General features: G+C 57.9%; 29 protein-coding genes and 1 tRNA gene. 16 read left to right on the top strand and 14 right to left on the bottom strand.

The genetic code is table 11. The annotated features are described in order from the left end of the window. Positions 1 to 23 precede the first annotated feature (23 nt). The 5 genes from AC2FHW_RS04575 (at position 24) to AC2FHW_RS04595 (ending at position 3823) form a co-directional block, all read left to right on the top strand. The gene (locus AC2FHW_RS04575; RefSeq protein WP_142633339.1) at positions 24 to 1088 is read left to right on the top strand and encodes an SPOR domain-containing protein; all 1065 of its coding nucleotides are present in this window, start codon (positions 24 to 26) and stop codon (positions 1086 to 1088) included. Continuing rightward, the gene (gene nagZ / locus AC2FHW_RS04580) at positions 1085 to 2092 is read left to right on the top strand and encodes a beta-N-acetylhexosaminidase (protein ID WP_271947488.1); all 1008 of its coding nucleotides are present in this window, start codon (positions 1085 to 1087) and stop codon (positions 2090 to 2092) included. Before AC2FHW_RS04575 ends, nagZ begins: the two co-directional genes overlap by 4 nt. Next, positions 2082 to 2876, top strand: coding sequence for a segregation and condensation protein A (locus AC2FHW_RS04585; protein ID WP_142633343.1), 795 nt, complete (start codon positions 2082 to 2084; stop codon positions 2874 to 2876). Before nagZ ends, AC2FHW_RS04585 begins: the two co-directional genes overlap by 11 nt. Continuing rightward, a complete protein-coding gene (gene scpB, locus AC2FHW_RS04590; protein WP_281994496.1) occupies positions 2869 to 3516 on the top strand; it encodes an SMC-Scp complex subunit ScpB in 648 nt (215 codons plus the stop codon). Before AC2FHW_RS04585 ends, scpB begins: the two co-directional genes overlap by 8 nt. A gap of 64 nt (positions 3517 to 3580) precedes the next feature. Then, a complete protein-coding gene (locus AC2FHW_RS04595) occupies positions 3581 to 3823 on the top strand; it encodes a hypothetical protein (RefSeq protein ID WP_271947484.1) in 243 nt (80 codons plus the stop codon). Here AC2FHW_RS04595 and AC2FHW_RS04600 read toward each other — a convergent pair whose 3' ends face one another. The 8 genes from AC2FHW_RS04600 to AC2FHW_RS04635 form a co-directional block, all read right to left on the bottom strand. After that, complete coding sequence (locus AC2FHW_RS04600) at positions 3824 to 4903, bottom strand: 2'-deoxycytidine 5'-triphosphate deaminase (protein WP_271947481.1); 1080 nt, start codon at positions 4901 to 4903, stop codon at positions 3824 to 3826. A gap of 61 nt (positions 4904 to 4964) precedes the next feature. After that, positions 4965 to 5041 (bottom strand) — tRNA-Pro (locus tag AC2FHW_RS04605). 61 nt (positions 5042 to 5102) lie between these two features. Continuing rightward, the gene (locus tag AC2FHW_RS04610) at positions 5103 to 5702 is read right to left on the bottom strand and encodes a MerR family transcriptional regulator (protein WP_496675986.1); all 600 of its coding nucleotides are present in this window, start codon (positions 5700 to 5702) and stop codon (positions 5103 to 5105) included. A gap of 18 nt (positions 5703 to 5720) precedes the next feature. Then, the gene (gene ihfA, locus AC2FHW_RS04615; RefSeq protein WP_037316145.1) at positions 5721 to 6023 is read right to left on the bottom strand and encodes an integration host factor subunit alpha; all 303 of its coding nucleotides are present in this window, start codon (positions 6021 to 6023) and stop codon (positions 5721 to 5723) included. A 96-nt stretch (positions 6024 to 6119) separates the two neighbouring features. After that, a complete protein-coding gene (locus AC2FHW_RS04620; protein WP_281994500.1) occupies positions 6120 to 7091 on the bottom strand; it encodes a beta-ketoacyl-ACP synthase III in 972 nt (323 codons plus the stop codon). 21 nt (positions 7092 to 7112) lie between these two features. Continuing rightward, the gene (gene plsX, locus AC2FHW_RS04625) at positions 7113 to 8201 is read right to left on the bottom strand and encodes a phosphate acyltransferase PlsX (RefSeq protein ID WP_142633356.1); all 1089 of its coding nucleotides are present in this window, start codon (positions 8199 to 8201) and stop codon (positions 7113 to 7115) included. A gap of 22 nt (positions 8202 to 8223) precedes the next feature. Beyond that, positions 8224 to 8430, bottom strand: coding sequence for a 50S ribosomal protein L32 (gene rpmF, locus AC2FHW_RS04630; protein ID WP_037316137.1), 207 nt, complete (start codon positions 8428 to 8430; stop codon positions 8224 to 8226). 206 nt (positions 8431 to 8636) lie between these two features. Continuing rightward, positions 8637 to 9173, bottom strand: coding sequence for a YceD family protein (locus tag AC2FHW_RS04635; RefSeq protein ID WP_271947473.1), 537 nt, complete (start codon positions 9171 to 9173; stop codon positions 8637 to 8639). A gap of 85 nt (positions 9174 to 9258) precedes the next feature. Between AC2FHW_RS04635 and AC2FHW_RS04640 the strand changes: the two genes are divergently transcribed. The 3 genes from AC2FHW_RS04640 (at position 9259) to AC2FHW_RS04650 (ending at position 12418) form a co-directional block, all read left to right on the top strand. Beyond that, positions 9259 to 9735, top strand: a complete 477-nt coding sequence (locus AC2FHW_RS04640) for an outer membrane protein assembly factor BamE (RefSeq protein ID WP_271947471.1) — start codon at positions 9259 to 9261, stop codon at positions 9733 to 9735. A gap of 98 nt (positions 9736 to 9833) precedes the next feature. Further along, the gene (locus tag AC2FHW_RS04645) at positions 9834 to 10568 is read left to right on the top strand and encodes a GNAT family N-acetyltransferase (protein WP_271947469.1); all 735 of its coding nucleotides are present in this window, start codon (positions 9834 to 9836) and stop codon (positions 10566 to 10568) included. Positions 10569 to 10609: 41 nt separating this feature from the next. Next, positions 10610 to 12418, top strand: a complete 1809-nt coding sequence (locus AC2FHW_RS04650; protein ID WP_271947467.1) for an ABC-F family ATP-binding cassette domain-containing protein — start codon at positions 10610 to 10612, stop codon at positions 12416 to 12418. Between the two features lie 81 nt (positions 12419 to 12499). Here AC2FHW_RS04650 and AC2FHW_RS04655 read toward each other — a convergent pair whose 3' ends face one another. Next, positions 12500 to 13255, bottom strand: coding sequence for a 3-hydroxyacyl-CoA dehydrogenase (locus AC2FHW_RS04655; protein ID WP_496821486.1), 756 nt, complete (start codon positions 13253 to 13255; stop codon positions 12500 to 12502). A 197-nt stretch (positions 13256 to 13452) separates the two neighbouring features. Between AC2FHW_RS04655 and AC2FHW_RS04660 the strand changes: the two genes are divergently transcribed. Next, a complete protein-coding gene (locus AC2FHW_RS04660; RefSeq protein WP_496813437.1) occupies positions 13453 to 14208 on the top strand; it encodes a hypothetical protein in 756 nt (251 codons plus the stop codon). A gap of 80 nt (positions 14209 to 14288) precedes the next feature. Here the strand turns inward: AC2FHW_RS04660 and tyrS are convergent, their stop codons facing one another. Next, positions 14289 to 15536 carry a tyrosine--tRNA ligase gene (gene tyrS, locus AC2FHW_RS04665; RefSeq protein ID WP_142633369.1) on the bottom strand — a complete coding sequence of 416 codons (1248 nt, stop codon included), beginning with the start codon at positions 15534 to 15536 and terminating at the stop codon, positions 14289 to 14291. A 183-nt stretch (positions 15537 to 15719) separates the two neighbouring features. On the opposite strand from tyrS, the gene AC2FHW_RS04670 reads away from it, so the two are divergent. Further along, positions 15720 to 16844 carry an anhydro-N-acetylmuramic acid kinase gene (locus AC2FHW_RS04670; RefSeq protein WP_496688326.1) on the top strand — a complete coding sequence of 375 codons (1125 nt, stop codon included), beginning with the start codon at positions 15720 to 15722 and terminating at the stop codon, positions 16842 to 16844. Here AC2FHW_RS04670 and AC2FHW_RS04675 read toward each other — a convergent pair. Together AC2FHW_RS04675 and AC2FHW_RS04680 are read right to left on the bottom strand one after the other, a co-directional pair. After that, positions 16810 to 17700 (bottom strand): fatty acid desaturase, encoded by an 891-nt coding sequence (locus tag AC2FHW_RS04675; protein WP_271947459.1) that lies wholly within the window; start codon positions 17698 to 17700, stop codon positions 16810 to 16812. The two genes, AC2FHW_RS04670 and AC2FHW_RS04675, sit on opposite strands and share 35 nt — an antisense overlap. A gap of 3 nt (positions 17701 to 17703) precedes the next feature. Next, on the bottom strand, positions 17704 to 18123 hold the full coding sequence (locus AC2FHW_RS04680; protein ID WP_271947457.1) for a cupin domain-containing protein: 420 nt from the start codon (positions 18121 to 18123) through the stop codon (positions 17704 to 17706). Between the two features lie 85 nt (positions 18124 to 18208). On the opposite strand from AC2FHW_RS04680, the gene AC2FHW_RS04685 reads away from it, so the two are divergent. The 6 genes from AC2FHW_RS04685 to AC2FHW_RS04710 all read left to right on the top strand — a co-directional run bounded on the left by AC2FHW_RS04685 (position 18209) and on the right by AC2FHW_RS04710 (position 23807). After that, entirely contained in the window at positions 18209 to 19627 is a 1419-nt protein-coding gene (locus AC2FHW_RS04685) for a protein adenylyltransferase SelO (RefSeq protein WP_496821536.1), read from the top strand. A gap of 127 nt (positions 19628 to 19754) precedes the next feature. Continuing rightward, a complete protein-coding gene (locus AC2FHW_RS04690) occupies positions 19755 to 20459 on the top strand; it encodes an endonuclease/exonuclease/phosphatase family protein (protein ID WP_496691341.1) in 705 nt (234 codons plus the stop codon). A 73-nt stretch (positions 20460 to 20532) separates the two neighbouring features. Continuing rightward, entirely contained in the window at positions 20533 to 20946 is a 414-nt protein-coding gene (locus AC2FHW_RS04695; protein ID WP_142633379.1) for a Fur family transcriptional regulator, read from the top strand. A 136-nt stretch (positions 20947 to 21082) separates the two neighbouring features. Next, positions 21083 to 21964, top strand: a complete 882-nt coding sequence (locus tag AC2FHW_RS04700; RefSeq protein ID WP_496691116.1) for a DMT family transporter — start codon at positions 21083 to 21085, stop codon at positions 21962 to 21964. Positions 21965 to 22088: 124 nt separating this feature from the next. After that, the gene (eno, locus tag AC2FHW_RS04705; RefSeq protein ID WP_496691117.1) at positions 22089 to 23366 is read left to right on the top strand and encodes a phosphopyruvate hydratase; all 1278 of its coding nucleotides are present in this window, start codon (positions 22089 to 22091) and stop codon (positions 23364 to 23366) included. A gap of 273 nt (positions 23367 to 23639) precedes the next feature. Next, positions 23640 to 23807, top strand: coding sequence for a hypothetical protein (locus AC2FHW_RS04710; protein WP_185956604.1), 168 nt, complete (start codon positions 23640 to 23642; stop codon positions 23805 to 23807). A 52-nt stretch (positions 23808 to 23859) separates the two neighbouring features. On the opposite strand, the gene AC2FHW_RS04715 is transcribed toward AC2FHW_RS04710, so the two are convergent. Both AC2FHW_RS04715 and AC2FHW_RS04720 read right to left on the bottom strand, forming a co-directional pair. Then, on the bottom strand, positions 23860 to 24309 hold the full coding sequence (locus AC2FHW_RS04715; protein WP_142633385.1) for a GNAT family N-acetyltransferase: 450 nt from the start codon (positions 24307 to 24309) through the stop codon (positions 23860 to 23862). After that, positions 24306 to 25247, bottom strand: coding sequence for a nucleoside hydrolase (locus AC2FHW_RS04720; RefSeq protein ID WP_271947450.1), 942 nt, complete (start codon positions 25245 to 25247; stop codon positions 24306 to 24308). Before AC2FHW_RS04720 ends, AC2FHW_RS04715 begins: the two co-directional genes overlap by 4 nt. Positions 25248 to 25264: the final 17 nt, after the last annotated feature.

Raw genomic sequence — 25264 nt, forward strand, 5'->3', positions numbered from 1 at the left:
GCTAAACGGGCGGTGAGGCGGACATGGCAAGTTACGATTACCCGGGGCAAATGCGCCCCGAGCAGATGCATTATACGAATCAAGCTCATCCTCAGGATGGGTATGACTTCCCTAATGACTTGCACGGATATGACGAAATGCCCCATCCCGCGGGTTTGGGTCGTATTGTTAGTGCTCTGGGTGCCGTTGCATCATTGGCGCTGGTCGCTGGCATCGGTGTTTGGGGTTACAATTTGGTAATGCGCGATGTGAGTGGCGTGCCGGTTGTTCGGGCCTTAGATGGACCAATGCGTATTCAGCCGGATAGCCCGGGTGGCACCCCTGCGGATCATCAGGGTTTGGCCGTGAACACGGTTGCGGCAGTGGGCACAGCAGCGCCGCCTGCTGATCGGCTGATCCTTGCACCGCGCCCGGTTTCCCTGACAGATGAAGATACTCCGGTGGCACCGTTGCAACCAATACCTGCCGTACATGTGATCCAGGAAAACGTCTCTGACCGGACGGCCACACAGATGCGCCAGGGCGCGGTTGATACACTGGTTGCTGAACTGGCGGGAGAGGCGGAAAATTCCGATCAGGTTGGCGAGCAAAGTTTTCAGTTGGCCTCTTTGACCATCCCCGAGGAAGAGCCTGCTATTGATCCGGCTGATCTGGCTGCATCGCAACCGGACCCAGAACTGGCGGCTTTGCCTGGTGTGCGCCGGTCGCTGCGCCCGGTCCTGCGTCCCGCTGGCGGTGTGCGCAGCGCAATTACGTCAAACAGCACTACCGAAGACGCGATCAACGCGGCGGTCAAAGCTGCGGTCGGCTTGGATGTGGATCCTGAAACTCTGACCAAGGGCACCCGTATGGCCCAGCTTGGCGCCTATGAAAATTCGGACGTCGCGCGCTCGGAATGGGATCGCATGAATGGACGATTCGGGGATTATATGGATGGAAAACAGCGTGTTATACAGAAAACCTCAAGCGGTGGGCGAACCTTCTATCGTCTTCGGGTTCTGGGGTTTGACGATCTGAGCGACTCGCGTCAATTCTGTGCCGCTTTGCAGGCCGAAGGCGCTGATTGCATTCCGGTTGCCGCGCGGTGAATTTCGGCGCAGTCATTACGGACGCTGAAGGTCTGCGCCTGACGCCTGATGAGAAAAAACTGTTCCGAGAGATGAACCCATTCGGGTTCATTCTGTTTGCCCGTAATATCGAGTCTGCGGATCAGGTGCGCGCCCTATGCGACGATTTCCGCGAGGCTGTGGGGCGAAACTGCCCGATCACTGTTGATCAAGAGGGTGGACGCGTGCAACGACTGCGCACACCGCTGGCACGGGAATGGATGCCGCCGCTGGATCACGTGGCCCAGAGCGGAGAGCAGGCCGAACGTGCCATGTATCTGCGCTATCGTCTGATTGCGAATGAACTGTTCGAGCTTGGGATCGACAGCAACTGCGCCCCCATGGTGGATCTGGCCCGGAACGAGACGCATCCGTTCCTTAAAAACCGCTGCTATGGGTCTGATCCCAAAAGGGTTTCCCGGATCGGTCGTGCGGTTGCCGAGGGGCATTTGGATGGCGGTGTATTGCCGGTGCTCAAACACATGCCGGGTCATGGTTTGTCCACGCTGGACAGCCATCATGACCTGCCCCATGTCGATCTGACGCAAGAGGACCTGACCGAGGCCGATTTCGGCCCGTTTCGGGATTTGAACGATCTGCCGATGGGGATGACGGCGCATCTGGTCTATGACCGGATTGACCCTCAACCTGCTACGATTTCTCGGACCATGATCAGCCTGATCCGCAAAACGATCGGGTTTGGCGGGCTGATCATGACGGATGATATCTCGATGAAGGCCCTCAGCGGAAATCCAGAAGAGATTGCCAATCAGGCGCTAGCTGCAGGGTGCGATGTGGTTTTGTACTGCAACGGCTCTTTTGATGCCCGTGCTAAGGTGCTGAGCACCGCCGGAAAGATGTCCGAACAGGCACAGAAACGCGCTGAACGCGCGTTGGCGATGCGCAAAGCCCCGCAGGAACTTGACATCCAAGCCGCCGAAGCCGAACTTTCTCGCCTAATGGGCGGGCAGGTGTATGTCGGATAATCTTTTTAGCGAAGACCCCGTCTCGGTCGCGGATCGCCTTGCGGCAGAGGCATTGATCGTAGACGTCGACGGGTTTGAAGGCCCGCTCGATGTGCTGCTGATGCTGTCCCGCACGCAAAAGGTAGATCTGCGCAAAATATCGGTTCTGGCGCTGGCGCAGCAATACTTGTCCTTTGTTGAAAAGGCACGGGCGCTGCGGATCGAACTGGCCGCCGACTATCTGGTGATGGCGGCATGGCTGGCCTTTCTGAAATCGCGCTTGCTGCTGCCTCCGGATCCGAATGACGAAGGCCCCTCTGGCGAAGAACTGGCCGCGCATCTGGCATTTCAGCTCGAGCGGCTTCAGGCCATGCGTGATGCCGCCGCCCGTTTGATGGGGCGCGATCAGCTGGGGCGCGATTTCTTCAAACGCGGGCAGGGCGAGGATGTCACGCGCATCCGCACCGTGACCTATTCCGCCACTCTGCTGGACCTGATGCAGGGCTATGCCCGCATTCGCACCCGTGATGAATTCCGCCCCTTTGTCATGGACCGTGACGCCGTATTCACGATGGAACAGGCGCTGGAACGTATGCGCCCGCTGATCGGCTTTGCCGGGGCCTGGACGGATATGGAGACCTACCTGCCCGAGGGCTGGGATGCCGACCCGGTGCGCAGGCGGTCCGCGACGGCGGCTACTTTTGCGGCCTCACTTGAGTTGGTGAAAGAAGGACATATGGAAATTCAGCAGAGCGAAACTTTTGCTCCAATACAACTACGCAAGAGGACCCAATCCCGTGACTGACGCGCCTCAGGAAGAAGGTACCGGCACCCTGTTCGAAGCTCCGCCTATGGCCGAACAAGAACGCATGGTTGAGGCCGTGTTATTCGCCAGTGCCGAGCCGGTGACGATTGCCGATCTTGAAGTGCGGATGCCCCATGGCAGCGACGCGTCACAGGCGGTGGAAATGCTTAAGAAACGCTATGAAGGGCGTGGTGTTCGTGTGGTTCAGGTTGGTGAATCCTGGGCCATTCGCACTGCCCCAGACTTGGGTTTTCTGATGCAAAAAGAAACGGTTGAAACCCGCAAACTCAGCCGGGCCGCGATCGAAACGCTGGCGATCGTGGCATATCACCAACCCTGTACACGTGCCGAGATCGAAGAAATTCGCGGCGTATCGGTCTCGCGCGGGACCATCGACCAACTTTTGGAGATGGAGTGGATCAGACTGGGTCGTCGTCGCATGACGCCGGGCCGTCCGGTGACTTTCGTGGTGACTCCGCAGTTTCTGGATCACTTTGGGCTGGAGAACGCCAGGGATTTGCCGGGGTTGAAAGAATTGCGCGCTGCCGGTTTGCTGGAGAACAGACCGCCTCCGGGAACGATCCCACTGGGAGAGGGGCAGGAAGACGAAGATCAAACCGAACTGTTCGAGGAAGAGTGATCACGGGGCCCTTTTGTTGCCGCACAAATCGACTATTTAGAAGCCTGGAAATCGGAGTTGAGCAATGAATGCCAATCGTATCATTGACATGATTGTGCGACAGGTCATGCGGCGGCTTGTCACCAAAGGGGTGGACAAGGGGTTCGACATGGCCAGCCGCGTGGGCCAGAAGTCGGGGCAAGAGCAGCCGCCGCACGAGAGCTCAGGTGCCTCTGATCAGCTGCAGGCGGAGGGAAACCGCCAGCGTCAAAATATGCGTCAAGCCCAGCGAGTGGCCAATCAGATGCGCCGGTTTATCCGGTTCTGATCAGGTTACCGTTTTGAAATGCTTGGACAGTTTCAATCCTTGTCCCTGATAGTTCGAGGCGATGCCCGCACCATAAAGCTGCGTGGGCATTTCTGACATCCGCTCGTACACCAGCCGCCCGACGACTTGGCCGTGCTCCAACACAAATGGGGCCTCGTGACAGCGGACTTCCAACACTCCGCGTGATCCTTCGCCACCTGCGGCGGCATGGCCAAAACCGGGATCGAAGAAACCGGCATAATGCACCCGGAATTCCCCGACCATCGCCAGATAGGGGGCCATTTCAGCCGCATACATCGGCGGGATATGCACCGCCTCGCGGCTGACCAGAATGTAAAACGCACCGGGGTCGAGGATGATGCGCCCATCGGTGGTACGCACCTCTTCCCAATATTCCTGAGGGTCGTATTCGCCAATCCGGTCCAGATCAATGACACCGGTATGAGGCTTGGCGCGGTAGCCCACCAAATCGGTGTCGGGAAGCCGCAGGTCCACCGAGAACCCGAGCCCGTCCTGAATGACAGCGGGGCCATCGACCAGCGGGGATTCGGCGTGCAGGGCGCTTAGATCGGTATCGCTCAGCACGGCCTGTCCCTCCCGGAACCTGATCTGGTTAAGCCGCATTCCCGGACGCACCAGAACCGAGAATGAGCGGGGGCAGATCTCGGCATACAAAGGGCCGGTATAGCCTGCAGGCACCCGGTCAAACTCGGTCCCGCCATCGGTGATCGTGCGCGTCAGAAGATCCAGCCGCCCGGTCGAGCTTTTTGCATTGGCGGCCGCGCTCAGCCCCTGGGGCAGGGCCAGCGATTCCATCAACGGCACTAGATAGACACAGCCCTTTTCCAGCACGGCACCTTCAGAGATATCGATGCGGTGCATCTCAAATTCCGACAAACGTTCGGCTACGGTGCGACCTTCGCCTGCCAGAAACGAGGCACGTACCCGGTAAGCTACTGTACCTAAACGCAAATCAAGGCTGGCGGGTTGAATCTGGGCGGGGATGACCTCTGGGCTTGCGGTAATCTCACCGCGCGCGATCATCGCCTCTATCTGCTGGTTCGGGCATACGCCGGTCATTCCGATCCCCCCTGATGCCAGAGCGGGATCTGGCCTGTGTGCCATAAACGTCGGTGTGATTTGGTCGGGCTAGCAGGACTCGAACCTGCGACCTTCCGTCCCCCAGACGGACGCGCTACCAGGCTGCGCCATAGCCCGACGTTGAGGTGTTCATAAAGACTTTCCCGGCGGGGGCAAGAGGAAATCATCGCCTTTTTTCTTATCCCGCCGATCGGTTTTCTATTCGGTTCAACACGCTGCGCAGCTCTTGCGCGATGGGTGCTATCTGGCTGAGCAACTGGTCATCGAATGCGTCTCGGGTCCAGGCCAATGTCGCGATCCCACCCAACAAGGGCGAGGCGTCGGGATAAGACGGCTGGGCTTGGGCCGCAGGCTCAGCTTTTGGCGGAGCGGGGGCAGGGGTCGGTTCGGGTTTTTGCGCGTCGCCAAGATCCAGATGTATCTGCTCTTGCGGGGGGGCTGGCTTGGCCGTGAATGGCACAACGACATTTGCATCGGGTGAGGGTTCAAGATTCGCCATTTCATCCAGGCCCTGGGACACTGAAGAAACATGCGCCACGCCCTGTTCACGCAAGATGCGCTGTACGCCTTTGATGGTGATCCCATCCTCATGCAAAAGCTTCTTGATGCCGCCCAGCAGGCGCATATCGTTGGGGCGATAATATCGGCGCCCACCGGCCCGTTTTACCGGTTTCACCTGATTGAAGCGGCTTTCCCAGAATCGCAGAACATGCGGCTGCACACCCAACCAGTCCGCAACTTCACTGATGGTGCGAAAGGCGTCTGGGGACTTGCTCATATTCGTGCCGTCCTGATCTTATTTGCGGTTCCCTGCGGCGACGCGATCTTTCATCAGATGCGACGGGCGGAAGGTGAGAACACGGCGAGGCTGAATTGGAACTTCTTCGCCTGTCTTGGGATTGCGGCCGATACGAGCTGTCTTGTCCCGAACACTGAACGTTCCAAAAGACGAGATCTTCACCTGTTCACCGCGCACCAATGCGTCGGACATATGGTTCAGAACGCTCTCGACCAGTTGCGCGCTTTCATTGCGTGAAAGGCCAACTTCACGAAATACGGCCTCGCTCAGATCCATTCGGGTCAGTGTTTTGTCGCTCATGCCAATTCCCCTGTTGCTATCAGAGCATAGGGTCAGGGCAAATTCGCTGTCAATATCAATGAATTGCGGGCGAGTGTGTAAGCTGAATTGCGCTTGTTACCACCGCAAGAGGACTGAGCCCCAGGCCAATCCACCTCCGATTGCCTCTGTGACCAGCAGATCACCCTGTTTGAACTGCCCACGCTGTTTCGCAACAGACATTGCCAGGGGAATAGATGCGGCCGAGGTATTTCCGTGGTCTTGCAGGGTAACGACAACGTGTTCCATAGGAACGCCCAATTTCTTGGCTGTGCCCTGAATGATTCTAATGTTTGCCTGATGCGGTACGATCCAATCCACATCTTCATGGCTTAGCCCAGCCTTCTCGAGGCAGGTTTCTGCGGTAGAGGTCAGACGTTCAACTGCCTGCCGAAACAGCTGGTTTCCTTTCATCCGCAGATAGCCTGTGGACTGGGTCGAGACGCCTCCATCCACATAGAGCAGGTCCTTATAGCGCCCGTCCGAGTTCAGGTCGGTTGCCAGAATGCCCCGATCGTCCGAGGTTCCCGCGCCCTCATGCTGTTCAAGGATTATCGCTCCGGCGCCGTCGCCGAACAACACGCAGGTCGACCGGTCGGTCCAGTCCATGATACGAGAGAACGTCTCGGCGCCGATGACCAGCACGCGTTTGGCCTGGCCTGACACGATCAGCGCATTGGCATTGGTCATGGCATAGACGAATCCGGCGCAAACCGCCTGTACGTCAAAGGCGAAGCCTTTGGTCATGCCAAGCTGCGATTGAACCATTGTTGCGGCAGAGGGAAACGTCAGGTCAGCGGTCGATGTTGCAAGAATAATCGCATCAATATCATCTGCCTCCAGACCCGCATCGACCAGTGCGGCACTGGCAGCCTTTGTAGCCATAATCGAAGTGGTTTCGTCTTCCGCTGCAAAATGCCGGCGTTCGATCCCGGAACGTGTCCGTATCCACTCATCAGACGTATCGAGCGTTTCTTCGAACTCGGAATTCGGGACGATGCGCTCTGGCAAATAGTGCCCGACACCAACTATAATTGAACGGCCTGCCATGCTGGGGTACTGCCTTTTTTGTTATTCACCGGCCTTCGACGGCGTGTCTGCGGCATCTTGTGCAAGCTCGGCTGTCGATGCAACCCGTGCTGCCAATTTTTCGGCGAAGCCGGACTCGGCCAGGGTAAAGGCCAGCTTTACAGCGGCTGACACGCCGGTCGAGTCTGCACCACCATGTGATTTGACGACGGTTCCGTTCAGGCCAAGGAAAACCCCACCATTCACGCGCCGAGGATCAATTCGTTTCTTCAACCGCTGCAAAGATGTGATTGCAAGGATCGAGGCCAGTCGTGAGAGCGGAGAATATTTGAACGCCTCGCGCAGAAGATCTCCGATCAGGCTGGCTGTGCCTTCTCCGGTCTTGATGGCGACGTTGCCTGTAAACCCGTCTGTTATAATGACATCGGCTTTGTCTCCCGGGATGTCGCTGCCTTCGACAAAACCCACAAAGTCAAAGCTGGCCTGATCCGCAAAATCCGAGATCATGCCATGCGCTTCTTTTAGCTCGGCGCGCCCTTTATGTTCCTCGGTGCCCACATTCAAAAGGCCGATCCGTGGACGTTCCAACGCCATGCCGTTTCGGGCATAAGAGGCACCCATCAAAGCATATTGCAGCAGGTCCTTGGCGTCCGCGCGCACATCCGCGCCTACGTCCAGCATCACATTGAAACCCTGCGGATTGCGCGAGGGCCACAAAATAGCGATTGCCGGGCGGTTTACTCCCGGCAGCTTACGTAGACGCATCATCGACAGGGCCATCAATGCGCCGGTATTACCACAGGAGACCGCGCCATGGGCTTCACCCTGACGTACCGACTCCAGTGTGGACCACATCGAAGTTTGCTTGCCGTGCCGGACGACCTGGCTGGGCTTGTCCTCCATCGTGACCACATCGGGACAATCACGAAAAACGACGCGCCCGTTAAGGACACGCCGTTTTGCGACAAGTTTGCGCAACATGGCCTCAGGCCCGTGCAAGATGAACGCGATATCGGGGTTCTTATCCGCCGATTTAGCGATCCCCGCCACAACAGCGGCGGGCCCCGAATCTCCGCCCATTGCGTCAACCGAGATGGTAATCCGTCCGGCGTGCGTGGGCTGTTCTGTCATGCTTGGCCTGCGCTTTTAGGGCTTAGGCCGCGTCTTCGTCCAGGTCGATTTCGTCGGCCTGAGCGACGACTTCGCGGTCATCATAGTGGCCGCAGGACGCGCAGACGTGGTGCGGGCGCTTCAGCTCACCACAGTTGGCGCATTCGTTCGGGTTTGCAGCAACCAGAGCGTCGTGCGCGCGGCGGTTGTTGCGACGCGACTTGGAAACTTTGTTCTGTTGGACAGCCATGGTCTCAACCTTTGTCTACTAAGGGCCGGCAGATTCGCTGCGGGCCAGGTTTCATTCTTCGTTTTTCTCGTGGTTTGACGCGCGTTTAGGGGACGGGCCCCGCGATGTCCAACCCAAATTCCGATGAGCGCGCGAAAATACTGCGATTCTCAGCATGTTCAAGCGATTTTTCTGAGCGCTTGCTATGACAGGATTTCAGGCCCGTGTCACTCGTCTTTTTTCAGTGCATCGCGCAGCCCGGCCAAGCCCGCAAAGGGTTTGACATCTTCATCCGTTATTGCCTGTTTGCCGGGTTCGGTAAAGCCCGCCTGTTCCAATTCGGCACCTTCTTTCCGGGGATACTGGGGCAGGGCAAGCGCCAGCGCTTCGGACATGACCTCGGTCAGAGCGATTTCGGTCCCTAGCGGTTCAGATTCGTCACCCTCCGGGATTTCGAACTCTTCCTCGTCAGGGTTTGTCCAATCTGACAGAAACATCCGGGTCACCGGAATGTCGATCCGCGTGGTAACCGGTGTCAGCGTCACGACACAGGGTTGAATCACGGTTGCCCCCAGTTTTCCTGAAAGCGCCCAATCACGCTTTCCATGCGCACGCACCTCGCCGACAAAACTCAGCTTACGCAGCCCAAGCAGGCTCAACTCGTTCTTTAAGACATCCAACTCCTGTGCGTCAGGGCGAATTTCAAAGGGCGTCGGTGCGTTCTGAGGCAGGTCGGCGACCCGTAAAGATGTCTGGTTGCTCATACGTGGCCCTTTCGTGTGTTGAACCGGGGTGGCGGTTTGATGTAATCGGATAGGGGCCGCACGGTCCCAAGGCAAGAGGGTGTGAATGTTGAAAGTTATGAGCAGGTTGAAACCAGCGTCCAGAACGCTCGTATTTGCGGCCTGTCTGACCGCTGCTGGTGCGTGTGCTCCGGTCTTCAAGAAACACGGATATGTCCCCACAGCCGAGGACCTGGCCGAAATTCAGGTGGGTGTAGATACACGTGAAAGCGTACTCGAATCCGTTGGCGCGCCCAGTACTTCAGGCGTCGTTCGCGATTCCGGCTTTTATTATGTGACATCACGCGTTCGTCATTATGGTCCGAAACGACCGAAAATCGTCTCGCGCGAGCTTGTGGCGATCAGCTTCGATGACCGGGGTGTTGTGCGCAATATTGAACGCTTTGGCCTTGAGGATGGAACCGTCGTGACGTTGGATCGTCGTATTACCGAATCCTCAGTTCAGAACCGTGGGTTCCTGCGGCAGCTGCTTGGCAATATCGGCAACTTCAACCCGGCAAACATTCCTGGCGCGACCAACTAATTCTTAGTCACGTCTTGTCAACTTCACAGGGCGGTCACAAATCCTGTGTTATTGACCCTGCAAGACGAAACAGGTCAGCAACCCAGGAGGATGCGACCATGGCACTATTGCTCGGCAAGGGCCGGTACCGTGCGCGTCAGGCGCAAACACCGCAGGATGTTGCGGCGGCGCAGTGTCTTCGAACACTGGCTTTCGGGACTGATCAGCCTGATCAGGATGAGTTCGACAGCCGTTGTACGCATATTCTGGTCGAGGATATGCGTGCCAACGGTAAACTCGTGTGCTGCTTCCGCATGTTGATGATGGAGCGCGGGGCCGAGATTGGCCAAAGCTATTCCGCCCAGTTCTATGACCTCTCGGCACTTGAAGGGTTTAAGGGGCATATGGTCGAGATGGGGCGCTTTTGCGTGCATCCTGGTCAAAACGACCCAGACATTCTGCGTGTTGCCTGGGGGGCGATGACTGCATTTGTCGATCAGAATAATGTTGAGATGCTGTTTGGCTGCTCATCGTTTGCGGGTACAGAAACGGCGGAATATCTTGATGCTTTTGCGATGTTGAAACATCGCCATCTGGCCCCGAAACGCTGGTTGCCACGGGTCAAGGCCCCAGATGTTTTCCGGTTCGCCGCGAGATTGCGTCGGCGCCCGGATGCGAAAAAAGCCATGATGCGCATGCCCCCTTTGCTGCGTACTTACCTGATGATGGGCGGCTGGGTCAGTGACCACGCAGTCGTTGACCGTCACATGAACACTTTGCATGTCTTTACCGGCCTCGAAATCTGCGCCATTCCGCCCGCACGTAAACGTTTGCTGCGGGCCGTTGCCGGGTAATCGCCGTTGACGGCTCGACGCTGCGGGGTTAGCTGGCGGGCATGGCAAGAATTCCTTTATTGCAGATGTCCGGCATTTCCCTGACTTTCGGGGGCGATCCGGTTTTTTCAGACCTTGATCTGGTGGTTCAACCAGGCGACCGCGTCGCTCTGGTTGGGCGGAACGGATCCGGCAAGTCAACCTTGATGAAGGTGATGGCCGGTTTGGTAGAACCGGACAAGGGCGAGATTGTAATTCCCCCGGGTAAGTCAGTCGGTTACATGGAGCAAGACCCCGGAATGGAAGGGTTTGCTACGCTCGGCGACTATGCCTCCAGCGGGTTAGAACCGGGTGAGCTTTACAAAGTCGAACGCGCAGGCGAAGGGCTGAAATTCGACCCGGCGCGCGCTGTTGAGACGGCCTCGGGCGGTGAACGCCGCCGTGCCGCGCTGGCCAAGCTGATGGCCGAAGCCCCGGATTTGATGCTGCTGGACGAGCCGACCAACCATCTTGATATCGAAGCCATCGCCTGGCTCGAGCGTGAGCTAGGATCGACACGGACGGCCTATGTGCTGATCTCACACGACCGTGCCTTTCTGCGCGCCTTGACCCGCGCGACGCTGTGGATCGATCGTGGGGCGGTCCGACGGCAGGAGCAGGGGTTTACGGCATTCGAGGTTTGGCGCGACAAGATCTGGGAGGAAGAGGACCAGCAACGTCATAAGCTGAACCGACTGATCAAGTCCGAGGCGCGATGGGCCGTCGAGGGCATCAGCGCCCGTCGCAAGCGCAACCAGGGTCGGGTCCGCGCCTTGCAGGACCTTCGATCTGAAAAAGCCGCACAGATAAAACGTCAGGGTTCGGCCGCGATGACCCTTGAGGCTGGACCAAAATCAGGGCGAAAAGTGTTTGAAGCCAAAGGCCTATCCAAGTCTTTTGGTGATCATCAGATCGTGCGCAACTTTGACCTGTTGGTACAGCGGGGCGACCGCGTGGCCTTTGTTGGCCCAAACGGCGTCGGCAAGACAACATTGCTGAAAATGCTGTTGGGACAAGAGAACCCGGATGAGGGTTCGGTCACGCAGGGCACCAATCTTGAGATTGCGGTTTTCGACCAGACCCGCGCGCAGCTGGACCCCGAAATGAGCCTTTGGGACAGCCTGACTGGTGACCCCGAGATGCGTGTTTCCGGCAAGGCTGATCAGGTGATGGTGGGTGGCCAACCCAAGCATGTGGTCGGCTACCTCAAGGAGTTTCTGTTTGACGAGGGGCAGGCCAGAGCAGCCGTTAAGTCACTGTCCGGTGGGGAAAAAGCCCGTCTGCTGCTGGCAAAGCTGATGGCCAAACAGTCGAACCTGCTGGTATTGGACGAACCGACCAACGATCTGGATGTGGAAACACTGGATCTGTTGCAGGAACTGCTGGATGATTATGACGGTACCGTTTTGCTGGTCAGCCACGACCGCGATTTCTTGGACCGTGTGGCCGCAACGACCATCGCGATGGAGGGTAACGGCCGTGCAACCGTCTATGCCGGGGGGTGGTCGGACTACCTCGCTCAGCGCGGCGAGGTGGCTGATAAGAAAGAAGTAAAAACAAAAGCTTCTAAGCCAAAGGTAAAGCAAGAGGCGCAGCCGAAACTGGGGCTATCATTTTCAGAGAAACACCGTCTTGAGAAATTGCCTGCCGAGATTGAGCGGCTTGAGGCGGAAATCGGAAAGCTTGAAGAGCTGATGTCCGATCCCGAGCTTTTCAGCCGTGAACCTGTTAAGTTTCAGAAAGCGACCGAGGCTTTGGTCGAGCGGCAGGAAAAGCTGGCCGCAGCCGAGGAAGAGTGGCTGATCCTCGAGGAAAAGGCCGAGGGCGCCTAGATCAGCTTTCGCGCTGTGGCCGGCTATCCGACCACAGTTCATTTGAGCGAGCGGTTTTCATCGGTAGGTGATCAGCCACGCTCAGCGCATTCGCAGCGCGCCGTCGATACGGATGACCTCGCCGTTCAGATAACCCATTTCGACGATGAACCCGGCCAGTCGCCCGTATTCGCGGGGGTCGCCAAGGCGCACAGGGTTGGGAACGTCAGAGGCCAGTTGTTGCTGCACCTCTTCGGGCAGACCGGCCAGCATCGGAGTCATAAAGATTCCGGGTGCGATGGTCATCACGCGGATACCGGACGCGGCCAGATCCCGTGCCATGGGCAGTGTCATACCCACCACACCGCCTTTCGAAGCGGCATAGGCAGCCTGACCCTTTTGCCCATCAAAGGCGGCAATTGAAGCCGTGTTGATGATAACCCCACGCGCGCCATCCGGTTCTGGGTCGTTCTTTGCCATTTCCGCGGCTGCAAGGCGTGAAACGTTGAATGTACCCACAAGGTTGATGTCGATCGTGCGCTGAAATGCATCAAGCGGGTGCGGGCCATCCCTGCTTACGGTTTTCATGCCAACCGCGATCCCGGCGCAATTCACTGCCGCGTTGATCGCTCCCATCTTCTCGCGGGCATGGGAGATGGCTGCGGCCACGGATGTTTCATCGGTTACATCCGTCTGGGCGAAATGCCCGCCAATTTCTGTTGCGATCTGGCTGCCTCGGTCCGCATCCCGGTCCAGAATGGTTACCTGTGCATTGTTTTCTGCAAAAAAGCGGGCCGTTGCCTCACCCAGCCCCGAGGCGCCTCCGGTGACAATGGCTGCGGTGGTCGACAGGTGCATCTGGATCTCCTTCCAAAAGATATGAACATACGTTCATTTAATATCAGCAAAGGGACAGTGTCCATAGGGGGGCGTCGGGCAGGCGGCCCTTCCTCAAGGCTTTCTCAGGTCAGCTTCAGGCGTTCTTAATGTTGGGATCTCAAATCGACACTGAACGCAATCGAGCGTCTGGGTGGCGCATTTGAGGAGGACAAACTATGCGAATTGGAACCAAATCAGGGCTTTCCGCTTTGGTTGCCGCTCCGTTTCTGGGGATTATGGCGGCTGGAAGTGCGGCCGCTGCACCAGAGGTCTGCAACTGGAAAACGGCGCGGAATGCTGCAAACAGCGGCGATTATGCGACCATGTGTGAGTGCACGCAGGTAACCCCCAGCTTTCTGGAGCGCTTGCAGAAACGTGCGGATTTCGAAACCACATTGCGAAACACATCCGCTCAATGCCCGGGGTTGGCCGCCTTGTTGACCGACTTTCCGACAGCATCAATCGTAAGCGCGGCAAATGCGGGCGAAGACCGCAGTTCGGACCCAAGCCGTCCGGTCACGCCGGTTGGCGGCGGTGGAACAGGGTCCGGCGGGTCGGGCGGTAACGGTCCCGGCAACGGCGGTGGCGATGATCCGGGTGGCGATAACCCGGGCGATGATCCGGGTAACGGTGGTGGGGATGATCCCGGTGACGACAACCCAGGTGATGACCCCGGCAATGGAGGTGGCGATGGCCCCGGCAAACCTGGAAATGGCAATGGTCCCGGCAAAGGGGGCAATGGTCCGGGTAAAGGCGGTAACGGCCCCGGAAATGGCAATGGAAACGCTGGGAACCCCGGCAATGGCGGGGGCAATAATGGCGGCTCTGGCCCCGGCACCGGAAACGGTGGAGGTAACAACGGCCACGGCGGAGGCCACGGCAATGGCGGCAGCGGCCATGGAAACGGCGGAGGCAAAGGGGGCAAGCGATAAGCCTGCAAGTGACGGATTTGCTCATGCAAAACAGAAACGGCCACCCAATTAGGTGGCCGTTTTTCTTTCAGAGGTCTTAGTTAACCCAACTGAACCAGCGCGTGCCGTTTCTTGCCGGCGCTTAGTTTGATGGGCGAGGACAAGGCGCCTGCGTCGATCATCAATCCCGCGTCTGTTAAAGAAGCGTCGTCCAGTTTGGCGCCGTTTTCTGCAATCAGGCGCTTGGCCTCTTTGCCAGATTTCGCCAGGCCAGACTGTACGATCAGTTGCACGATGGATATCGGCAAGTCTGCTTCGCCGACCGTTAGGGTCGGCAGATCGTCCCCGACGCCACCTTTTTCGAACACTTCGCGAGCGGTGGCCTCGGCGTTTGCCGCAGCCTCGGCCCCGTGCAGCAAGGAGGTGACCTCGTTTGCCAGGCGGATCTTGGCCTCGTTGATCTCGGACCCCTGCAATGCGCCAAGGCGGTCACACTCATCCACAGGCAGTTCGGTGTACAGCTTAAGGAACCGCCCAACATCCGCGTCGGTGGTGTTGCGCCAAAACTGCCAGAACTCATAGGGTGAGCGCATCTCGGCATTCAGCCAGACCGCACCGTCTTGCGATTTGCCCATCTTCTTGCCATCGCTGGTGGTCAGCAGGGGTGAGGTCAGGCCATAGATCTCGTTATCCAACACGCGACGGGTCAGGTCGATACCGTTGACGATATTGCCCCACTGATCGCTACCGCCAAGCTGTAGGACACAGCCATAGCGACGGTTCAGTTCAAGGAAGTCATAGGCCTGCAGGATCATGTAATTGAATTCGAGGAAGGACAGCGATTGCTCGCGGTCCAGCCGGGATTTCACCGATTCAAAGGCCAACATCCGGTTGACCGAGAAATGCCGGCCGATGTCGCGCAGGAAGTCGAGGTAATTTAGGTCGTCCAGCCACTCTTCGTTGTTCAGCATCAGTGCTGCGTTTTCTGCGCCGCTATCATAGTCGATATAGGCGGCAAACACCTTTCTGATGCCTGCGATATTGGCGTTGATCTGGTCCGGGCCCAGCAGGGGGCGCTCATCTGACCGGAAGGACGGATCGCCCACCTTCGTGGTGCCGCCGCCCATCAGGGTGATCGGCTTATGACCTGTTTTCTGGAACCAGCGAAGCATCATGATCTGGATCAGGCTGCCCACATGTAGGGACTTTGCCGTTGCATCAAACCCGATATACGCCGACTGACACCCGCTGATCAGCGCCTCGTCAAGGCCCTGATAATCGGTGCAGTCAGCCAGAAAGCCGCGCTCGATCATCGTGGCGATGAAATCCGATTTGGGGTGGTAGGTCATATCGTGCCCTTTGGGTTAATGTTGCGGGGCAGTGTATAGGCGGTGGGGCTGACAAGGAAAAGGCACCTTGTCCAAGAAAAACACGCGGCTTATGTGATCTGGCTTGCCTTGGGTTTGCGTTAACGTGCAGGTTGTGGACAACGCGACGACAGAACGGGCGCGAACAGGCGAAAGAGGGCTGGCGTGGGTCGGGCAATTAGCAAATCAGGCGTATTGACTGCATTGGGTGCAATGTCGGGGACCTCGCTGGATGGCGTGGACGCGGCGGTGATCAAAACGGACGGTTACAGAATTCTTGGCTTTGGGCCCACCGGATACCGCGCCTATTCAGATGCGGAGCGGAAAACGCTTCGTGCTGCATTGGGACAGTGGCATGGCCCCGGGGTGGATGCCGCGGCGGAATTGGTTACGCTTGCCCATGCCGAAATACTGGCGGACTTCGACAAGATTGATCTGATCGGGCTTCATGGTCAGACCCTAGCGCATGAACCAAGCGGGCGCGGCACGTTGCAGGTGGGTGACGGCGATGGCCTGACGCAGGCCTTGGGTGTCCCCGTCGTTTGGGATTTCCGCAGCGATGATGTGGCGATGGGGGGCGAGGGCGCTCCGCTTGCGCCCTTTTTCCACTTTGCCTGTGCCAAGTGGATTGAGGCCAACCAACCGCTTTGTTTTCTGAACCTGGGTGGGGTCGGGAACCTGACCTATGTAGATCCCAGGTTTGATGGCCCTGAAATACCAGGTGCGCTCTTGGCTTTTGACACCGGTCCGGCCAACGCACCGGTTGATGATCTGATGCAGGAACGTCTGGGTCTGCCCATGGATCGCGACGGCGCGGTTGCGCGCGGCGGTAGGGTCGAGGCCGGAGCACTTGAACTGTTTCTGGCAGAGCCTTTCTTTAACAGGATGCCGCCGAAATCGCTGGACCGGAACGACTTTGCCGAGATGATCCGCCTGGTTCAGGAATTATCAGATGCTGATGCAGTTGCCACGCTTACCGGCATGTGCGCGGCCGGAGTTGCGCAAGGGATCGAGCATTGCCCGGAACCGCCGTCGCGTGTGTTGGTGACAGGAGGGGGACGGCATAACCCGGTCCTGATGGAGATGCTGCGCGTTTCGCTGGATTGTCCGGTGGAGCCGGTCGAAGCGGTTGGTCTGGATGGGGATATGCTGGAAGCACAGGCCTTTGCCTATCTTGCTGTCCGTGTCGCGCGCGGGCTGCCGACCTCTTGCCCCGGCACCACAGGGGTCAAGGCACTGGTCGGGGGCGGGATGGTCAGCGTTCCATCGAGCGAACGTAGTCTGACGTAAATTCTGAATACCCCTCAGAGGTCGATTTCAAATGTGCCTTGGTCCAGTCATGCAGCGTCGGCAGCTGGTGAAAGGGAACGTTTGGAAAGGCGTGGTGTTCGGCGTGATAGGGCATGTTCCAGGCCAGAAATCGGACCAATCGGTTGGTGAACGTAGTGCGCGAGTTTTCAAGCATATTCGCCACCGGCGGGCAGAGGCCGTGTTCCGCAAGCAGGTACAGCCGAAGAACGGGCTGTGCCACCAAGACCGGCAACAGCCATAAGCTGACCACCAAAGGAGACACCAGCAGGCTTGCCCCTGCAAGCGCGTAAATGGCCAGCAGGACACGGGCCTCAATCCGCATGGCCTTATGTTGGCGATGCGGCAAATAGGGCGCCTCGATCCGGCCCATTGCGTTACTGATCAGAACGCTCGTCATCCCAGACCAATAAGGCCAACCACTCAGAGAGATCAGCAGGCTGGGCCAGCTGTCGGGCCGCGGTTTGCCACCCAGCTCGGGGTCTTTGTCCGGGTGGTTGGTCCATTTGTGATGCGCAAGGTGGAAGTACCGAAACCAGGTAAAGGGCAGGGCGATTGGGATTGAGACAAGATGCCCAACCGCATCATTCATCCAGCCAGTCCGAAACGGCGTTTTGTGGGTGCATTCATGGCTGAGGGTGAACAGAAACACCAGCAGCACGCCTTGCGGCAGGATCAGCAGCGGCCAGAGCGGGATTTGCACGGCGATGCCTGTACTCGTTGCGCTCAGCACCAATAGATACAGCACCAAGTGCCTCAGACCCGCCGCGTCAGACCGCATCTGCAGCCGGTCTTTGGCCTCGGCCGGGAGTGATGCGATGAGGGCGCGGTGATCCATCGGTCAGCCTCGGGGGATGTCGAACCCTGGAGCGGCGAGTTCGAACCCGTCGAATTCAAACCCCGGGGACACGGTGCAAGAGACCAGCGTGTAGGCCCCCTTGCTGCGCGCGGCCTGCCAGTGATCCTTGGGCACGATCAGTTGTGGTGCGCCTTGCGACAGGTCCGGGGTCAGCATGTGGTCGGTCGCCGGGCCAGTTTCGGTTGCGCTGAGCGACAGCACCAAGGGTGACCCCGCGTGATACAGCCAGATCTCGGTCGCATCGACGCGGTGCCAATGGCTGGCCTCGCCCTGGGCCAGCAGAAAATAGATACAGGTCCCGGTGGCGCGGCCGTGGTTATCAGCGCGCCAGGTTTCACGGAACCAGCCGCCTTCGGGGTGGCGTTGCAGATTCAGATGTTGAATGATCTCTTGTGCGGTCATGGGGCCTCGGTCGTTTCAGGGCGATTATGCACGGGATTGGACGATCCGCTATGGTATTCGTCCCGATCAGGAATATGTTTGGAACATGACTCTGATGATCCCCTTCGACAACAGTTACGCCCGTTTGCCAAACAGCTTTTATGCGCGGCAAGCGCCGGTGCCGGTCCGTGCGCCTCGCTTGATTGCTTTCAACTCCGATCTTGCGCAGATTCTGAGAATCACGCCCGGCGAGGTGCATGAAATGGCCGAGGCCTTTTCCGGCAACACCCTGCCAGAAGGGGCAGAACCGATTGCACAGCTCTATTCAGGGCATCAGTTCGGGAATTATAACCCCCAGCTTGGGGACGGGCGCGCGGTTTTGCTGGGCGAGACAGTTGGGACGGATGGCGTCCGACGGGATATCCAGTTGAAGGGATCAGGCCCGACGCCGTTTTCCCGACAGGGTGACGGACGTGCATGGCTGGGTCCAGTGCTGCGCGAGTATGTGGTGTCCGAGGCGATGCACGCGCTGGGCATCCCGACCACAAGGGCGCTGGCCGCCGTTGAGACTGGCGAGGCCATTTTTCGAGAAGGTCCAATGCCTGGTGCGATCCTGACCCGTGTCGCACAAAGCCACCTGCGCGTAGGTAGCTTTCAGATCTTCGCCGCGCGTGGACAGTTGGACAGTCTGCGTCGACTGACAGATTATGCCATCCAGCGCCATTACCCGCAGGCCGACGGCCCGATGGGTCTTTTGCGCGCTGTTGTCGACGCACAATCGCAGTTGATTGCCGCATGGATGAGTGTGGGATTCATCCATGGGGTGATGAATACTGACAACTGCTCGATCTCAGGCGAAACCATTGATTACGGCCCTTGCGCCTTCATGGATAACTATCATCCCAATACCGTCTACAGCTCGATCGACCGCATGGGTCGCTATGCCTATTCCAACCAGCCCGAAATCGCCGTTTGGAATGCAGCGCAGCTGGCGACCGCGCTGATCCAGCAGTTCGAGGATAAAGAGGCCGCCGTTGCTGAGGCTACCGAGATCGTCCATGCGATGCCCGACCTGATACAGCAGCACTGGCTTACAAAGTTCCGTGCCAAGATCGGTCTTGTGACGCAGGAAGACGGCGATCTTGAGATGATCTCGGACTTGCTGAATTGCATGGCGCAGAACCAGGCGGATTTCACCAATACCTTCCGGGCGCTGGGCGGCGATCAGGCGCGGGATCAATTCACCGATCCGCAGGCCTTTGACCAATGGGCTAGGGGTTGGCGGTCGCGGCTGTCTCGTGAAAAAAAACCTGCTGAGGTGATTAACAAGGCCAATCCGGCCTTTATCCCGCGCAACCACCGGGTCGAACAGATGATCCAGGCGGCGGTGCAGGGGGATTTTGACCCATTCCACCGGCTGAACAATGTGCTGTCCCGGCCCTATGAGGATCAACCCGGCGCTTTGGATCTGACACGGCCACCGGCACAGGATGAGGTTGTTCAGGCGACCTTCTGCGGTACATGAGTTCCTCACACCTGTTTTCGCAGTCAGCTACGTCGGTGTTTCGCCATGCGCTTGCTTTGGTTAAGCCGGCTTGCAATCAACGATGAGCAGCGCAATCCTGCGATCTCAAACGGACTTTCAGGAACCCATGTCTCAGACCGCAATCCTGCGCATCGCCAGCTATAATATTCAGAAATGTGTCGGACTGGATCTGCGTCGACAGCCCCAGAGGATTCTTCAGGTCATCGAAAGCCTGCAGGCCGATATTGTCGTCTTGCAAGAGGCCGACAAACGATTGCCTCCGCGCCCTGCGGCCCTGCCGCATTTCATGCTGGACGAAGCGGGATGGCAGATCGTTGATTTGGGTGGGGCTGGCAGCTTGGGGTGGCATGGGAATGCAGTGATCTGGCGGGGTGATGCGATCCGTGTCCGGCAGACCGGGCATCACGAATTACCGGGGCTGGAACCGCGTGGGGCTGTCAGGGTCGAGTTTGACACACCAATCGGTCCGCTTCGGGTGATGGGCATGCATCTGGGGCTCTTGCCCGCCTCACGCCGTCAGCAAATCACCCACCTCAGACGGTGCGATGCGAATCTAGAGGATTTGCCAACTGTCTGGGCGGGGGATTTCAATGAATGGTCCCGACAGCCGGTTCTGGATCACCTGGCCCCGGACATGCGCTTTCTGCCGCCGTTCCCCAGTTTTCCTGCGGCGCAGCCCTTGGGCGCGCTGGATCGGATCGCGCTCGGCGCGGGGCTTGAGGCTGTTTTGCATGGCGTGCATTCGGTGCGACCAGCGCATATCGCCTCGGATCACTTGCCAATCTGGGCCGATCTACGGCTTGTAGCTTAGCCGGTAAATCCCCTGTAGCGCCGATCACGCATACGGTTTAATACAGAGAACCGAATATATGCCGAGGGTTCCTATGTCCGACACGATCATCGCCCGTTGCGAAGCCAAAGGCCTGCGTATGACAGGACAGCGCCGCACGATTGCACAGGTGCTGCAACAAAGCGATGATCATCCCGATGTCGAAGAGCTCTATTCGCGCGCCTCGCAAGTTGATTCTGGTATTTCCATCGCCACCGTCTATCGGACCGTCAAACTGTTCGAAGAGGCCGGGATTTTGGAGCGTCTGGAATTCGGTGATGGTCGCGCGCGGTACGAGGATGCCGAACGGGACCATCATGATCACTTGATCGACATGCAGTCAGGTGAAGTCATCGAATTTGTAGACCCTGAGATCGAAGCGCTACAGGAAAAGATTGCAGCTAAGCTGGGCTACAAGCTGAAAGGGCACCGGCTGGAACTGTATGGCGTTCCGCTGGACCACGACTGATCCATCACAAAAAACGAACGGCCTGCGCACGGGAATTCATGATTCCCAGGCGGATATTGCTTGCCTGACCGCCCGGCATCGGCTTTTGCTTGGATAGGGTCGGTTGAACGCGCCGCAATATTCTACGGACAAAACTATGAACAACGTGAACGGCATTTTGCTGGTCGTCGGCGCAATGGCGGCATTTGCACTTGAAGATATGTTCATCAAACACCTGTCGGTCACAGTGCCAACAGGACAGATCATGGTTCTTTTGGGCCTTTCCTGTGGTCTGGTCTTTGTTGGTATGGCGGTGTTCACCCGCAAACGCATCTTTGATGCTGCCGCGTGGCAGACTTTGCCCCTGATACGCGCGCTCTGCGAGGGGTTCGGGGCCGTGGCTTTTGTGACCGCGCTGTCTCTGGTCGATTTGTCAACGGTTGCCGCGGTGTTTCAGGCAATGCCTTTGGTCGTTACAATGGGGGCGGCGTTGTTCCTGGGCGAGCAGGTTGGATGGCGGCGATGGAGCGCAATCGGCGTCGGTTTCATCGGTGTTCTCTTGATCATCCGACCGGGGCTGGACGGGTTCCAGCCAGAAACCCTTTTTGTCGTGGCCAGCGTTGTGGCTATAGCCGCCCGCGATCTGATCACACGCAGGCTGGATGTGCGTGTGGCCTCGGCAGTAGTTGCGATGCAGGCCTATGGGGCGGTTACCATTGCCGGTCTAGTGCTGATCTCAATGGCCGGCCAGCCGGTCGTTGCACTGAACCAAGCGCAATTCGGGCCGTTCCTGGGCGCGATTGGATTTGGTGTTCTGGGGTACTACGGGATTGTCAGTGCAATGCGGATTGGCGATGCCTCGGCCCTGACCCCGTTCCGATACACCCGGCTGGTGTTTTCTATCGCGGCCGGAATGCTGATGTTCGGGGAACGCCCGGATATGATGACGGTTGCCGGTGCCTCGCTGATCCTGGGGTCGGGGCTCTATACCTTCCTGCGCGAACGGCGTCTGGCGCGGTCACTGGCTGTCGCGGCCTGACGGATCGTCGCAGGTTTGCGCAAACAGGCTCTCAGACCTGTGTTAGCGATAACATGAGTGGTTTACTTTTTGCCCTATACTGATATGAGGCTGGCAACTGATTGCAGCCACAGGGACGGGCCTCATGAGCACCATCATCGACATCCATGCACGCGAAATTCTGGACAGCCGGGGCAACCCGACCGTCGAAGTGGACGTGATCCTGGAAGACGGCACCATGGGCCGTGCCGCCGTCCCGTCGGGTGCCTCGACCGGCGCCTATGAGGCGGTCGAAAAGCGTGATGGTGACAAATCGCGCTATATGGGCAAGGGCGTGCTCGAAGCGGTTGCCGCCGTAAATGGTGAGATCGCCGAAGAACTGGTTGGGTTCGACGCGACCGAGCAGGTGGCGATCGACCAGACTATGATCGAACTGGACGGCACCGAGAACAAAGGCCGTCTGGGCGCAAACGCCATCCTGGGCGTTTCGCTGGCAACGGCCAAGGCGGCAGCGGATTTCACCACACAGCCGCTGTTTCGTTATGTCGGCGGCACCTCGGCCCGTATCCTGCCCGTGCCGATGATGAATATCATCAACGGTGGCGAACATGCCGACAACCCGATCGACATTCAGGAATTTATGATCATGCCGACCTCGGCCGCGAATATCCGCGACGCGGTGCGCATGGGGTCCGAGGTGTTCCATACTCTGAAGAAAGAGCTGTCGTCGGCAGGTCTTGCCACAGGTGTCGGCGACGAGGGCGGCTTTGCCCCCAACATCGCCAGCACGCGCGAGGCACTGGATTTCATTCTGAAATCCATCGAAAAGGCGGGCTACAAGCCGGGTGAGGAAATCCATCTGGCTTTGGATTGCGCCGCGACCGAGTATTACAAAGACGGCAAATACATCCTGTCCGGTGAGGGCAAGAGCCTGACCTCGGAAGAAAATGCCGACTATCTGGCGGCGCTGGTCAACGACTATCCGATCATCTCAATCGAAGACGGTATGTCCGAGGATGATTGGAATGGCTGGAAGGCCCTGACCGACGCCATCGGCGACAAGGTGCAACTGGTGGGCGACGATCTGTTCGTCACCAACCCCACGCGACTGGCGGAAGGGATTGAACGCGGTTGTGCCAACTCGATGCTGGTCAAGGTGAACCAGATCGGAACGCTGACCGAGACGCTGCGCGCCGTCGATATGGCCCATCGCGCACGCTATACCAATGTGATGTCGCACCGCTCGGGCGAGACCGAAGATGCCACGATTGCCGATCTGGCAGTGGCCACGAATTGCGGTCAGATCAAAACCGGATCACTGGCGCGGTCAGATCGGTTAGCCAAGTATAATCAACTGATCCGTATCGAAGAATCTCTGGGTGAGATTGCCGAATACGCAGGGGCCTCAATCCTCAAGCGCTGAAACCTGTAAGCCTGAATCTTGATTGCCTGGCCTGTGGAAATGGGCCGGGCTTTTTTGTGTTGGATTGTAGGTTTTGCCCATGTCTAAATCTCAAACCGGCACTTTAGCATGATTGGGTCAGAAGAAACTTGGGAGGTTATGAATAGTATTATCTAGATATATTAATGACTTATATAGGGGTCCTGCGCCGGCGGTCCTTATGTGTGAACTTTTTCCTTTTTGTTCTGTAGTGCGCATTCGTATCATATTGAAATAACAGATAAGGGGAACACTATGAATGGTTCGAAACTTCTTCTGGTAGCGTCTGCACTCAGCACTGTATTTCTGGTTGCTTGCTCAGAGCCTGGAACATATCCGATCACCGGTACGGCAGTGTCCCCTGACGATCCGGTGGCAAACCTTGAAGCTCCGGTTTACATCCGTCGCGGTGAGGCCCGGTAGGGTCTGTCAATCTTTCGCGGGTGGCCTTGTTGTTCAGCCACACAGAAATGGATCAAAGGGTTTTGCTCATCAGCATATAGCGGTCACGAGGCTTGAAACCTGTGCGTAGATACAGTTTCTGTGCCGTCTCGTTCGTACGATCGACTTCAAGATGCAAGGCTGTGAGCCCCGCGCTCGCCAACGCCTTGGGCAAATCCAGCAAGACTTCAGACGCAATTCCGCGCCCTCGCACGGCAGGACGAATATAGATCTCATCCACGAATCCATCCATGCCGCCGAATTCAACAGACCACCCAAAGGTCAGGATAACATAGCCCAAGGGTGCGCGACCGGGGCCAATCAGGTAGATGCACCCAAAAGGTATTCCCTCGAGAAGAGGGGCAAGCGCATTGCGCGTCTGATCGGCATCCTGGGTAATGCCTTCTTCGGCGTGAAAGGCGGCGACCAGACCAACCAGACGTTCCAGATCCTCGGGGCGGGCAAGGCGGAGTGCTGCGCTCATAGTCGGGCCAGCCGATCCGTGAGCAGTTCAAAAAACCCGCCAGCGTCAATTTCTCCGATAAACAGGGCGTTGGGTTTTCTGTCGGTAACACCCCACCAATCGGCAACTGTCATGCCCAAGGTCAGCTTTGATTGGGTCTCGACCTCGACATTCACCAGCCGCCCGGTAAACAGTTCGGGTTTGATAAGATAGGCTGTCACGCAAGGGTCGTGTAGCGGAGCACCTTCCGAGCCGTATTTGTTCTTGTCGAACCTTTCAAAGAAATCGGTCATCTCGGCCACCGCGACACCGGCCTTGTTTCCAATTCTACGGAAGGCATCGTTGCGCGTCTTGGTCACCAGAGCTTTATGCGTGACATCAAGCGACATCACCACAATGGGACGTCCAGATTTGAACACAATATCAGCGGCTTCTGGATCGACGTAAATGTTAAATTCGGCGGTTGGGGTGATGTTTCCAACTTCGAAATATGCCCCTCCCATCAAAACGATCTCTTGAACCCGGTCAACGATGTCAGGCGCTTTGCGGAACGCTGTGGCGATGTTGGTCAATGGCCCAAGGGGACAGAGCGTAACGGAGCCTGGTTCATGCGCGCGCAACGTGTCGATGATGAAATCGACGGCATGTCCTTCGGACAGCGGCATCTGCGGATCCGGCAGAACCGGCCCATCCAAGCCAGTTTTGCCATGCACATGCTCCGCTGTGATCAGGGGGCGCTCTAACGGGCGGTCGCATCCGGCATAGACGGGGGTCTGGGTATGGCCAGCCAGTTCACAGACAATACGCGCGTTTTTGGCGGTCAGCTCTAAGGGTACGTTGCCAGCGACTGCGGTAATGCCCAAAACCTCAATTTCGTCGGGGCTGGCAAGCGCCAGCAGAATGGCGACGGCATCGTCCTGTCCCGGATCGGTGTCTATAATGATTTTGCGAGCGGGCATGATCGTCTCCGGAGGTC

It is taken from the genome of Ruegeria sp. YTSA108 (assembly GCF_059610185.1).

Bases quoted from the DNA above. Each gene is read 5' to 3' on its own strand.
- ihfA (WP_037316145.1), bottom strand. From the start codon at position 6,023: ATGAGCGACAAAACACTGACCCGAATGGATCTGAGCGAGGCCGTATTT.
- AC2FHW_RS04695 (WP_142633379.1), top strand. From the start codon at position 20,533: ATGTCCGACACGATCATCGCCCGTTGCGAAGCCAAAGGCCTGCGTATG.
- AC2FHW_RS04660 (WP_496813437.1), top strand. From the start codon at position 13,453: ATGCGAATTGGAACCAAATCAGGGCTTTCCGCTTTGGTTGCCGCTCCG.
- AC2FHW_RS04720 (WP_271947450.1), bottom strand. From the start codon at position 25,247: ATGCCCGCTCGCAAAATCATTATAGACACCGATCCGGGACAGGACGAT.
- AC2FHW_RS04595 (WP_271947484.1), top strand. From the start codon at position 3,581: ATGAATGCCAATCGTATCATTGACATGATTGTGCGACAGGTCATGCGG.
- AC2FHW_RS04600 (WP_271947481.1), bottom strand. From the start codon at position 4,903: ATGACCGGCGTATGCCCGAACCAGCAGATAGAGGCGATGATCGCGCGC.
- AC2FHW_RS04610 (WP_496675986.1), bottom strand. From the start codon at position 5,702: ATGAGCAAGTCCCCAGACGCCTTTCGCACCATCAGTGAAGTTGCGGAC.
- AC2FHW_RS04675 (WP_271947459.1), bottom strand. From the start codon at position 17,700: ATGGATCACCGCGCCCTCATCGCATCACTCCCGGCCGAGGCCAAAGAC.
- AC2FHW_RS04650 (WP_271947467.1), top strand. From the start codon at position 10,610: ATGGCAAGAATTCCTTTATTGCAGATGTCCGGCATTTCCCTGACTTTC.
- AC2FHW_RS04620 (WP_281994500.1), bottom strand. From the start codon at position 7,091: ATGGCAGGCCGTTCAATTATAGTTGGTGTCGGGCACTATTTGCCAGAG.
- AC2FHW_RS04655 (WP_496821486.1), bottom strand. From the start codon at position 13,255: ATGCACCTGTCGACCACCGCAGCCATTGTCACCGGAGGCGCCTCGGGG.
- tyrS (WP_142633369.1), bottom strand. From the start codon at position 15,536: ATGACCTACCACCCCAAATCGGATTTCATCGCCACGATGATCGAGCGC.
- eno (WP_496691117.1), top strand. From the start codon at position 22,089: ATGAGCACCATCATCGACATCCATGCACGCGAAATTCTGGACAGCCGG.
- AC2FHW_RS04685 (WP_496821536.1), top strand. From the start codon at position 18,209: ATGACTCTGATGATCCCCTTCGACAACAGTTACGCCCGTTTGCCAAAC.
- AC2FHW_RS04700 (WP_496691116.1), top strand. From the start codon at position 21,083: ATGAACAACGTGAACGGCATTTTGCTGGTCGTCGGCGCAATGGCGGCA.
- AC2FHW_RS04680 (WP_271947457.1), bottom strand. From the start codon at position 18,123: ATGACCGCACAAGAGATCATTCAACATCTGAATCTGCAACGCCACCCC.
- AC2FHW_RS04710 (WP_185956604.1), top strand. From the start codon at position 23,640: ATGAATGGTTCGAAACTTCTTCTGGTAGCGTCTGCACTCAGCACTGTA.
- rpmF (WP_037316137.1), bottom strand. From the start codon at position 8,430: ATGGCTGTCCAACAGAACAAAGTTTCCAAGTCGCGTCGCAACAACCGC.
- AC2FHW_RS04575 (WP_142633339.1), top strand. From the start codon at position 24: ATGGCAAGTTACGATTACCCGGGGCAAATGCGCCCCGAGCAGATGCAT.
- AC2FHW_RS04690 (WP_496691341.1), top strand. From the start codon at position 19,755: ATGTCTCAGACCGCAATCCTGCGCATCGCCAGCTATAATATTCAGAAA.
- plsX (WP_142633356.1), bottom strand. From the start codon at position 8,201: ATGACAGAACAGCCCACGCACGCCGGACGGATTACCATCTCGGTTGAC.
- AC2FHW_RS04585 (WP_142633343.1), top strand. From the start codon at position 2,082: ATGTCGGATAATCTTTTTAGCGAAGACCCCGTCTCGGTCGCGGATCGC.
- AC2FHW_RS04645 (WP_271947469.1), top strand. From the start codon at position 9,834: ATGGCACTATTGCTCGGCAAGGGCCGGTACCGTGCGCGTCAGGCGCAA.
- AC2FHW_RS04715 (WP_142633385.1), bottom strand. From the start codon at position 24,309: ATGAGCGCAGCACTCCGCCTTGCCCGCCCCGAGGATCTGGAACGTCTG.
- AC2FHW_RS04640 (WP_271947471.1), top strand. From the start codon at position 9,259: ATGTTGAAAGTTATGAGCAGGTTGAAACCAGCGTCCAGAACGCTCGTA.
- AC2FHW_RS04635 (WP_271947473.1), bottom strand. From the start codon at position 9,173: ATGAGCAACCAGACATCTTTACGGGTCGCCGACCTGCCTCAGAACGCA.